Origin of the sequence: Ferrimicrobium sp. (genome assembly GCA_022690815.1) — a bacterium.
Classification (GTDB): Bacteria; Actinomycetota; Acidimicrobiia; order Acidimicrobiales; family Acidimicrobiaceae; genus Ferrimicrobium.
On sequence record JALCZJ010000053.1, the window covers coordinates 1 to 10,902 of the forward strand.

The following is a 10,902-nucleotide window of genomic DNA, read 5'->3' on the forward strand; positions in this document are numbered from 1 at the left end:
TCACCGGTGAGCTCAATCACCCTTGAAGCGTGAATGATACGATCCATGATGGCATCGGCGGCGGTAGCGTCTTCCATGAGGGCATGGAACTTGGCCACCGGGAACTGAGAGAGAAAGATCGTCGAGCGCAGATCCACTCTAGCATCGATGATCTCTAAGAGTTCGCGAGAGCTCGACACCGAAACCGGGGAGAGTCCAAAGTCGTCGAGGATGAGCAGATCGAGTCGGCGGAGGTTTACCATCAGATTCCGGTAGCTTCCGTCGGCTCTAGCGAGGGTGAGGCGCTCGATGAGATCAGAGGTGCGTACATAGCGCACCGAGTACTCACGCCGTATCGCCTCCATCCCAAGCGCGCAGCCAAGGTAGGTCTTACCAACCCCAGTAGGCCCGGTGATGATGAGGCCATGTGCTCGGTCCATGAATGAGAGGGAAACCAGGTGTGCAAAGGTCTCCCGTGAGATTCCACGATTGGTCTCAAAGGAGAACTCCTCCTTATAGGCCACGACCCGCAGGGTGGCCTCGCGGAGCTTGCGGGCCACTCGGCGGTTGTGACGCATTGCGATCTCCTTGTCGAGGATGAGATCGAGCCGGTCGATGAAGTTCATGGACTCAATGGTCGCGTCGGTGAGCTGGCGCTCGTACTCGGCTCTTGCATCGGGGAGCCATAGGGCGCGAAAGTGTTCTAGGTTTGCCAGATGACTCGACATGGTTCTTAGGCGTCCCTTTGGGTATTGGTGAACTCGTCGTGGTGACGGAGGTTGTCATGGATGGGTGAAACCGGTGGCTGGGGTTGGTCTCCGGTGAGATAGACCTTGGTATCAAGGATGGAAACGATCGAGGCTAGGCTCGTTGTGTTGTTGGCCAGTGCCCAGTGACAGGCGGCCTCTAGTTCATCCGCCCCGTAAACATGGGCCAGATCAACGAGACGGGTCAACAAGCGACGCTTGGCCTCACTGACGGGTGGCTCACCAACCAATAGGTCCCCAAGTGCCCCAACACTTGGCCCAATGGCTACGAGCCTGGCGGTGATGGTCTCGATTGAGAGTGAGTCAAGATAGGCCGCGTGCTTTGGGTGCAGGTGGGCCACATCGGTTGTGACCTCACCTTTTTGATAGCTCCGCTGGTGAGACCCGACCCGTTGACCAGCATGAAAGATCTCTACGAGCCCCTCGGTGATGCGGACCTCAACGGTCTTAGCCACAAGCACATAGGGCACCGAGTAGGAGACCTCGCCGATGGTGAGGTGATAGTTGGGAGGGACCTTCAGGCTCAACCAGCGCCCATAGCTAAAGGGCTCTGTGGGAAGGGGACGAAGGTATGGGCGCTCTGTTTGGAAGCGTTCAGTTCTTGACCCGGTCATCTTGGTAAAGGGACGGTTATTCAGTTCATCGACTCCCTTGGCAATCGCCTTGTTGAGCTCGTCCAAGGAGGTGAAGTGCTCATCACGAAGGGGGGCCAGGACCCAGTTTTGCACCGCTCGGACCCGCTCTTCGACCTTGGCCTTATCCCGGGGTCGACGCACCCTGGTGGGGTCAACCCAGAGACGGTAGTAGCTAGCTAACTCAACAATGGCCCGAGAGAGCCGGATGACCCGCTTGGTGTGAGAGATGACGCCTGCTTTGAGGTTGTCTGGCACGAGGGTGGCCACCACGCCACCAAAGAAGCTCAATGCACGCGCGATCCCGTCGACTGCGTACTCTCGCTGAAACTTGCCACCCATTCTCGCTGAAGTTTGCCCCCCTCGAGGGTGCGAGACGGGGTCAGGAACAATGGATGCAAAGAGGCTGTGGCATCCTTGGTGTGATTGTGTTGTACATCAATGACATCAAGGATGCCACATGCCCAATAGGAGGGTGCTCAAGTGGGTAGGTGTTAGGATTGAGCGATGACCACGAGTGGGTCGTTGTAGTGATGGATGAGGACTGGTGTGGGTGTCGGTGGGTGATGAGCGCTGTTGGTCTCCACGAGCAGAAGCCGGCCCGACCAACGGGACCCTCACGTTGCAAGAGCGCGCGAACGGAATGTTCTTTACCCCAGTGTCAATTGCTTGCGACCTGTTGACTTCGTTTCTCACAGACCATCATCTATCGGTCCGGCGTGTACTCGACCTTGCCGCCGGCTCTGGTTCGCTGTTAGTGGCTGCAGCACGTACCTTTGCTTCACCGCTGACGCTGGTTGGCGTGGAGATCGATGCCATGGTCGCCGCTCAGTGCCATGCGCGGCTCCAGTCAGAGGTAACTCCGAGCAATACAATTGATGTTATCCACGGCGATGGGCTGGGTCCTACGTTGAGCGCTCAACTGCGCTCTAAATATGACGGCTTCGACCTGGTGTTGGGCAACCCTCCGTTTCTTAGTCCACGCCTTCGGTCGCAACGTTTCGTGGGCGCCAACAGTGTGGAGTGGACAGCGCTGCGTCGCCAGTTTCCCACCTTGACCCGACCAACGACCGATCTTTCCACCTATTTTGTTGCGCAGGCATTTTCACACCTACGCCCTGGTGGAGTTTGTGGCATGATCGTACCGGTCTCATTTCTCTCCTCCGACGGCGCGTCCCGGGTCCGGGGTCTGATCGACGTTGAGGGTGAGGTGTTGCGGGTCGATCATCTGCCCAACGATAGCTTTGTGGCGTCGGTGAATACGGTCTGTGTTTGGATTCGACGTCACACGCCGAGGGGCGCGCGCGCCGAGCATGCGACGTCGAGCTGGGGCTCGTGGGTGGCTGAGTCGCCCGCGTTGGATCTGTCGCCTGGTCCCTTAGTTTGCGATGTAGCGAGGGTCACTGCTGGCTTTCGTGATGAGTTTTATCAGCTCTCTCGGGCGGTGCAAGAGGCCCAGGAGATTCCCGCGCCTGATAAGGTAGCGCCCCAAGGTGAGCCGTGGCATCGAGTCCTGACGGTTGGTCACCTCGGCTGGGGTCAGCCTCGATGGGGTGTGAAAACCGTCAAGATTGGTGGACGCCATTTTCTTAGGCCGGTCGTTGCACACGGAGCGCTCCAAGCGATGTCGGCCTCCCTTCGAGGGATGCTCGTTCCCAAGTTGGTAGTGGCGCCCCAAAAGAAGGTGGTGGCGCCATGGATGGACGTGCTGGGAGGCACGGTTCCGCTGACGCCGGTGGTGTCAGTGCTCGCCAACGATCGCCACGGACTTGAGCTCTCGCTGTTGGCGGCTGCCCTTGGCTCTCCAGTTGCCTCAGGTTTTGTCGAACAGCGATGCGCTGGTACGGCACTGAGCACATCGGCATTGAAATTTTCGGCTCGCGACCTAGGACAGGTCCCGCTTCCTCGAGATTGTAAGGCATGGGCGTTAGCGGCCAGTGTTTGGCCGCCCGTCGACCATGAGGATCTCTCTGTCTATCTCGATGCGATTCGTGCGGCTTATCAGATCGACGCAACCACCTGGTCCACCTTGTTGGCATGGTGGCTACCGAGGGTGGGGCTAACACTGTGACCATGTGCTCGCGACTCGGAGCGCGTGAACAAGGCCCCAAAACACCAACGAGACCCGCAAGGGTCTCGTTGGTGTCTGGGGGTTTGGGATGGGGTTGTTGGTAGTTTCCAACCTATGCGCGGTGGTTGTGAGTTAGCTGGTAGCCACGCTACGGCTTGCTGAGCGAGTACTTGGGGCGCCGTCAACTCCAACGGGTTGTAAGGGTGGAGGTGTTATCTGCTCGCGACTCGGAGCGCGTGAACAAGGCCCCAAAACACCAACGAGACCCTTGCGGGTCTCGTTGGTGTCTGGGGGTTTGGGATGGGGTTGTTGGTAGTTTCCAACCTATGCGCGGTGGTTGTGAGTTAGCTGGTACACGTGTGGTAGTTAACTGTGAAGGTTCTCAGTGCACGGCGAGCGCTGCTAGAGCACCCAGGAAGTGCTGACAGTCCGCATTGTATTTGATGACCCCACGATCATCGTAGCGAGTTGGCCCTTGGTTGATGACGACAACGGTGCTGGCGATCTCAAGGGCGTAGGCCACCAGGCGTGCCGCTGGATTAACCGAGAGGGTGCTGCCGATGACCAAGAGAGTGTCAGCCTGTGCGATGAGTGCTTTGGCGTGATCGATCTTCGACGGTGGGACGGGTTCGCCAAAGGTGACGGTATTCGATGTCAGGATGCCGTTGCATAGGCCAGTGGATGCCCTTGCTTGACAACGAGGGTCCAAGTCCCCATTGGCAACCCGCGATAGCGCTTGTGGCATCGGTTGTGTCTCACCACAGTTAAGGCAACGCGTCTCGTGGATGCATCCATGGAGTTCGATGAGCGGATAGGGAGTGAGGTCTTCGATGCGATGGAGGCCATCGACGTTTTGGGTGATGACTCCCAAAAGTTGTCCATTGCGAGCTATGGCATCAAGATGCCGGTGGCCAGGTGTCGGGGTCGCTCGATAGAGGGGGTTGGTGAGACGATCGCGCCAGATTTGACGTCGGAGGTTACTGTCGTCGCGATACTGGCTAACGCGCGAGAGCTTGGCGGCAGCGGGGTTCTTGGTCCAAACCCCCTCTGGACCCCGATAGTCTGGGATTCCGGCTGCGGTTGATAAACCGGCACCGGTGAAGGCGACCATCGTGGATCGCCGGAGTCTGCCAATAAGTTGCTCGAAGTCGGTCATCCGCTGATGGTTGGCCCGATCCTCGTAACCGTGATCTCAAGGAGCACCCGGCGCTCTTGGACCATCGCCTGGCGGTAGGCATCCCAGTCGTTGTGTTCACCGTTCGCTCGTCGGTAATAGTCGACGAGACGTTCCATCGCCTTAGGTAGCGAGTGGATCTGCGTCGTTCCGTCAACCTGGATCCACTCGCCGAAGAAGGCGTCGGGGAAGACACAGAGAAACGCCTGTGGGTTGTTGCGTAGGTTCTTGGTTTTCATCGCAGTTTCTCGGGAGGAGATACCGATCGATTGCGGTCCTAGTCGAACGGCCAAGACGGGTGAGAGTTGGACTGACCCGTCGCGTCTCAGTGTTGTCAGCACGGCGCGATGGTTGGTGTCGAGGAAGTCGAGAGAAGGATGATGCTTGGGCATAGGATCGAGCTTATTACTAGGTTGTGGGTTCACCCTCAACTGATTTGAGATCAACCTCAACTGATTTGAGATCAACCGTGTCGACGACCTCTTCAGCAACGGCCCCGACATCCGATCTTGTCGGTTTGTCGGCGACCTCTTCTGGTGGTGCCGCATTCTTGAAGAAGAAGTAGTAAGCAAAGGCGGAGATCGTTTGGATCACGCTGGCGATCTCAAATGGCAGTGAAAGACTAACATCGTCGAGGAGATAGCCGGTCAGGGTCGGTGACACGGCCATGACGATCTGGGAGGGAAGATTCGACAAAGCAGCGACCCTGGCCTGTTCTGAAGGGTCCGCCATTGCGAGTACATAGGACTGGCGTAGGGGTAGAGCCACCCGTTGGGCGAACATGCGAATGGTGTAGATGACTCCGGCGATGACAAATGTCGGGGAGAGGGCAAGTGGAATGAGGAGCAGTCCCTGTGCAATGCGCAACCATGAGGTAATCCGGACGGTGCCAAAGCGGGCAGCGACTCTCGGCGCTAACAGGCCAGACCCTAGGGTGATGATGTTGACGACAAGATAAAGCTCTCCGATGGTGACTTCGTTGGCGTGGTAACGAACAAAAAGCCAGTAGGTGATGAATGGGCCGAACATGCCGACCGCCGCGCCGTTGAGGGTGTTGGTCACCCACAGTCGATAGAGCAGCCAGCGGGATCGCTTTGGGAATGCGAAGACCTTCTCTTGCTGATGGGCGGTTGGGTGCGAAGCCTTGGCGGGGTGACTCGAAAGGAAGATCGCGATGATGCTGGCGATCAGTGCCGCCAGCGAGGCCAAGAGCATGCTGGGGCGAAAGACCGCCACCGCGGCTGCCCGCACGACGTGCTCGTGACCGGACAGCGCAGCGAGTCCAGTTCCGATGAGTGCACCAACGGTGGAGGCCAGCGAAATCATTGAAAATGCCGTATTGCGGTTAGCTGGGGTGATGGAGTTGACGATGAGTTGGGACTCGGCAGGCTGGTATGGGCCAACCATGCCAGCACCAGCACCAGCACCTCGCCCGAAGCTGGCGAGGGCGGCAAAGATGAACAGAATTGCAGTGTCGCTCGAGAATGCGTAGACGACGCCGGCGACGGCTACCATGGCCGGCACGATGATCATAAAGGACTTGGCCCCGACCTTGTTCGTGGCGAATCCAATGCCTGATGACATGCCTGCCGCGACGAGCGCAACAATGAGGTAGAGAATACCTAGCTCAACACCATTGAAGCCGAGGGTAGCAAGGTAGAGCGGGACCGCGATGCCGGCGATAGCGCGCGAGACGCTCATCGCAACGCGAGCAGTAAATATCAGCGAGAGATCCTTCGTCTGGAGCACCTCGAGCCAAGAACCTGAATTTGTCGTCTTCGTCAACGGAATACCCTATGATCCATATCATTACAAACTAGTTGTAATGTGCAAGTATTCCTGTCGATTTCAGGAAGGTGAAACTACTCGCTGATATCTGGCGAGAAGCCTTGCCGCAAGAGATTCTCTGAGATCACCTGCTGATCGGCGAATTGGATCAGATACGAAGGTCCACCCGCCTTGAAGCCAACACCGGAGTTGCCAAAGCCACCAAACGGATGGCGGCCAGGGATGGCGCCAGTGATGCCTCGGTTGACGTAGAAATTACCAGCTCTAGCGGCGTCAGCAACCCTGGCGATTGCCTTGGCTGAACGAGAGAACACGCCCTGGGTCAGGGCGTAGATCGTGTCGTTAGCTCGCCAGATGGCATCATCAAGGTCGTCGGCACGCTCGACCGTCAGCACCGGACCAAAGATCTCATCGCGATACAGTGACGACTGGCGATCGGGGTTGATGAAGATCGTTGGTGGGACGAAGTAGCCCTCAAGCTCTGGAGGTGTTCCTTGGTAGAGCAACTCAGACTGCTTCGTGCCTTCGGTGATCATGCCAGTGATTTTGGCCCGGGCTGCGTCGTCAACGACCGGCCCCATTTGTGTGGCTGGGTTCCGCGGATCGCCCACGATGAGGGTGCTGGTTGCGAGTGCAAGGCGATCGACGAAGGCGTCAAAGATCTGACGATGCACAATGACCCGCGAGCAGGCAGAGCACTTCTGGCCAGCGAAGCCAAAGGCGGAGTAGATGACGCCTGGGACCGCTTGGTCAAGATCGGCATCGGCATCGACGACGATGGCGTTCTTGCCACCCATCTCCGCGATCACACGTTTCAGTGATGTTTGCCCTGGAACCACGCGGCTGGCCGCTTCGATGATGTCGAGGCCAACGGCCCTTGAACCGGTAAAGGCGATGGTCGAGACGTGGGGGTGACGCACGAGTTTGGCGCCAACGGTCTCGCCTCGTCCAGTGACGAGACAGAGCGCGCCAGCGGGTAGCCCTGCGTGCTCGAAGGCGCGGGCGATGTAGCTCGCAGTGATCGGGGTTTGCTCCGCTGGCTTGAGAATGACCGAGTTGCCCATGGCGATGGCGGCAGCGGTCATCCCCATCGGTATCGCCAGTGGGAAGTTCCAGGGCGGAATCACCGCGGTGATTCCGCGACTGCGGTAGCGCAGCTGGTTGGTCTCTCCGGCGGGAGAATCCAGCCGCTCAGCCGCGAGGCGCTCGACCCAGATCGCGTAGTACTCTAGGAAGTCGATCGCCTCTCCGATATCGTTGTCAGCCTCCAGCCATGGTTTACCGGCTTCAAGGACTTCGACTGCGTTGATCTCCATGCGGTGACTGCGCAGGTAGGTCGCTGCTTTGCGGAGTACGCTTGCCCGCTCTGACGGTGACGCGGATCCCCACTTGGGTTGGGCTCGAAGCGCCGCGGCGATAGCGGCCTCGACCTGGTCCTCGGATGCCTCTTCGACGTTCGCTAAGACGGTCGTGAAGTGAGAGGGGTTCACCGAGGTACTCCATTGCCCGCTCTCGGGGATGGGCTGTCCGATCGAGAGTCGAAGCTGATTGGTGGCACTTAAGGTGGGTTCGACGCGTGCAATGGCTTCGAGCTGGAGTCGCATCTCGTGTTCGTGATGAAACTCAGATGTTGGTTCATGCGAGTAGCCATCGGGGTAGCTCTTGGGGGGCTGGGTCTCTCGGGTTAACGTAGGGGGAGCCACCAACTTTGCGACGGACTGCTTGCCGCCGAAGCGTGCGCGTACGAAGGATGAGTTCGAGGTATTTTCTAGCAGGCGCCGAACGAGATAGCTCATGCCCGGTAGGAGTTCTCCGACCGGTGTGTAGATGCGCACCGCTTGACCTTGGGCAAGGAGTGCCGATGACATCGGCTCGGCCATGCCGTAGAGCATCTGGATCTCATAGTCTGAGGGCGTAAGTCCTTTTGCCTGGGCATAGGCGATGACGTAGGACAGGGAGCGCAGATTGTGTGACCCGAAGGCAGGATGTACCCTGCGGTGGTTGTCGAGTAGCAGCCTGGTTGACTCCTCATAGCTGATGTCGCTCGCAGCCTTGTCGGTGAAGACCGGTGGCGTGTGTGACTCGGCAGAGGCTTGGGCGAATTCAGTGTCCCAATAGGCACCCTTTACCAGCCGAATCCAGAGCCGAGGATGATCGGACTCCTCTTGGCTGAGCATATTCAACAGGGTTTTGAGTTCGGTGACATGGCGACGCAGGTATGCTTGCATCACGAGACCGAGCTGGAGATCTGCAAAACTCTTATCGAAGACGAGACGCTTGAAAAGCTCGAGGGTGAGCTCATAGGTGTCATAGTGTTCCATGTCTAAAAAGATGAGTGAGCCAGCGTCTTGAGCGGACTTGAGTAGCGGTGTGAGCCGTTCGATGACCTCGTCGACCGCCTTGTCGCGCTGGAGCGGGCCATAGTGTGGGGTGAGCGCGCTCGGTTTGACGCTGATAGAGATCTTTGGTCCGATGAGTTTGGCGTTGTTGGCCAGGAACGGAGCAGAGGTGACCAGTCGATCATGGATCGCGGTGATGCGGTTGACGTAACGATCGCTCTCTGGATAGGTGATGATCTTCTCACCGAGCAGGTCAACGGTTGTTAAGTAGCCCTTTTGGCCCATCTGGCCAACCTTGCGGGCGATCTCGTCGAGCTCAGTGCCGAGGATAAACTGGTTGGCCATCTCGACGATGTTGTTGCGCGTGAGCGATGTCAAAACCGAGCGACCGAGCCCGATTTTGGAAGCCAGCGACTGGCTGGCAGCCATCCATTTTGGTGCCCGCGGGTCAAGGTACTCTCGGACATGGTTGGTGATCTGTTCTGGCCCCTCGAGGGTGGGGAAGACGTCGACAAGTCGAAAGAGATCGGCGCGAAAGACCGGGTCTTTCAATGCCTGTTTCATGACCAGTGATGCGAGCCCTTTGAGTTGATACACACCGCTTGGGCCATCGTAGGCGCTGATGGCGGTGGCGATTTTAAGGACTTGTGGCTCCAATGAAGCGGTCGGGACTAGCTCTTCACTCATCACCCCATACTACCCTTTAAACATTCTAGTTAGTAAGTGATCCGGTGGGTTAAGTGCCCGAGGTGGAACTGGACTCGTGAGCGAGGCGGTGGGTAGTGGAGACGCTTGAGGCCAAAATGACAGATGGGGTACGACTTGTGTTTGATCGGTTCGATCCGGTTGGCCCAAGCCTGACCGCATCGGTGATCCTCTTGCACGGTTTGTCGTCAAACGTGCGATTTTGGTGGCCGGTCGCACGTCTACTGTCCGAGATGGGGGTGTGCACCTACACCGTAGATCAGCGGGGTCACGGCCGGTCCGGGGGTGCTTCCACGCCGATGGGAGTCGATCAAAGTGCACAGGATCTCATGGCGGTGGTTCGCGATCTACCCCACGGCGAACCACTGGGCGTCATCGGCCAATCCTGGGGCGCCTCTGTCGCACTTCACTATGGCGCACTTTCGGCTGACATACCGTCGATTCGACCCTACGTCGTTGGTCTTGTTGATGGAGGTTTTCAGGCCATGGGTCGGAGCTTTCCTTCACGCGAGGCGGCCCACAAGGCGCTAAGGCCCGCCGACATCGATGGCCAGCCGATGAGCGAACTTGAGGGGTTTTTTGAGCGACGCTACGAGGATTGGGACCCGGAGGTACTCATCGCGGCTCGGGCTGGCTTCCGCGTCGATGAGGAGGGCCGAGCGTATCGTCGGCTGGGTATCGCTGATCACATGGTGATTCTCGATGACCTCCTAGATTACGAGCCCCATGTCGATGCCGGACGTTTGCGGTCGAAGTTACTGCTCATCCCTGCGCTCTCCGGCGACCCAGAGGCCGATGAGATGAAGACGCTCGCGGCCGGTCGATTGTTGGCAGAGGCTCCGAATCAGGGATGGCTTCGACCGATGATGGGTGACCATGACCTGCATGCGCAGTACCCTGAGCGGATTGCGACGATTATTTTTGAGTCGCTGTCGGCCTAGACAGAGCAACATTGCCAACGACTTAGCGCCGATGATTGACCGAGACGATCCCGGTTGCTCGGACGCGCTCGTGCACGGTTATCTTTCTAGCGCCAAGTTATTGGACGTGGCAAAGAGCCAAGAAGGAGGGGCAGAGCAGGTGACTGCTGGACTGGCTCGTGATGTGCAGGGGTGCGTTGGACCGAGCAGCCATAAGGACACAAAGGTCATGGAACGGCTTCAAGAGGTAGTCAAAGAGGTACGCCCATGACTCGATGTCTGAACCTTCGATGTCTGATCCTCGTCCTATGGCCGATAGTGTGAAGCGCACGGTAGGTCTGGCCACATTGTCACCCAAGAAGGGCAAGTATGACGAGCGGTGCTTGGTGATCGGGGACGAGAGCGATGCAAAGCGCGTCGTTGTCACTCATCTGCGCCAGATTAGCCTGTGGGGACTACTAGATCCATGCAAGAGCTTGCGCGACTACGCCAAGGGTCGATACCCAGCGGGCATCAACGTTCATCTA

9 protein-coding genes are annotated in these 10,902 nt (G+C 58.1%); 3 read left to right on the forward strand and 6 right to left on the reverse strand.

The window, feature by feature from the left end:
• On the reverse strand, positions 1-707 hold a 707-nt coding region (gene istB / locus MP439_10905; GenBank protein MCI2976562.1), incomplete at its 3' end, for an IS21-like element helper ATPase IstB.
• A 5-nt stretch (positions 708-712) separates the two neighbouring features.
• Positions 713-1,720, reverse strand: coding sequence for a hypothetical protein (locus MP439_10910; GenBank protein ID MCI2976563.1), 1,008 nt, complete (start codon positions 1,718-1,720; stop codon positions 713-715).
• 211 nt (positions 1,721-1,931) lie between these two features.
• Between MP439_10910 and MP439_10915 the strand changes: the two genes are divergently transcribed.
• Positions 1,932-3,449 carry an N-6 DNA methylase gene (locus MP439_10915; protein ID MCI2976564.1) on the forward strand — a complete coding sequence of 506 codons (1,518 nt, stop codon included), beginning with the start codon at positions 1,932-1,934 and terminating at the stop codon, positions 3,447-3,449.
• Between the two features lie 382 nt (positions 3,450-3,831).
• On the opposite strand, the gene MP439_10920 is transcribed toward MP439_10915, so the two are convergent.
• The 4 genes from MP439_10920 to MP439_10935 all read right to left on the reverse strand — a co-directional run bounded on the left by MP439_10920 (position 3,832) and on the right by MP439_10935 (position 9,437).
• A complete protein-coding gene (locus tag MP439_10920; GenBank protein MCI2976565.1) occupies positions 3,832-4,605 on the reverse strand; it encodes an NAD-dependent deacetylase in 774 nt (257 codons plus the stop codon).
• Positions 4,602-5,015: a PPOX class F420-dependent oxidoreductase gene (locus MP439_10925; protein MCI2976566.1), complete on the reverse strand. Its 414-nt coding sequence runs from the start codon at positions 5,013-5,015 to the stop codon at positions 4,602-4,604. The genes MP439_10920 and MP439_10925 overlap by 4 nt, the downstream gene beginning before the upstream one ends.
• 16 nt (positions 5,016-5,031) lie before the next feature.
• Complete coding sequence (locus MP439_10930) at positions 5,032-6,408, reverse strand: MFS transporter (GenBank protein MCI2976567.1); 1,377 nt, start codon at positions 6,406-6,408, stop codon at positions 5,032-5,034.
• A gap of 77 nt (positions 6,409-6,485) precedes the next feature.
• Positions 6,486-9,437, reverse strand: coding sequence for a proline dehydrogenase family protein (locus MP439_10935; protein ID MCI2976568.1), 2,952 nt, complete (start codon positions 9,435-9,437; stop codon positions 6,486-6,488).
• A gap of 95 nt (positions 9,438-9,532) precedes the next feature.
• Between MP439_10935 and MP439_10940 the strand changes: the two genes are divergently transcribed.
• Both MP439_10940 and MP439_10945 read left to right on the forward strand, forming a co-directional pair.
• Positions 9,533-10,396: an alpha/beta fold hydrolase gene (locus MP439_10940; protein MCI2976569.1), complete on the forward strand. Its 864-nt coding sequence runs from the start codon at positions 9,533-9,535 to the stop codon at positions 10,394-10,396.
• 299 nt (positions 10,397-10,695) lie between these two features.
• On the forward strand, positions 10,696-10,902 hold a 207-nt coding region (locus MP439_10945), incomplete at its 3' end, for a hypothetical protein (protein MCI2976570.1).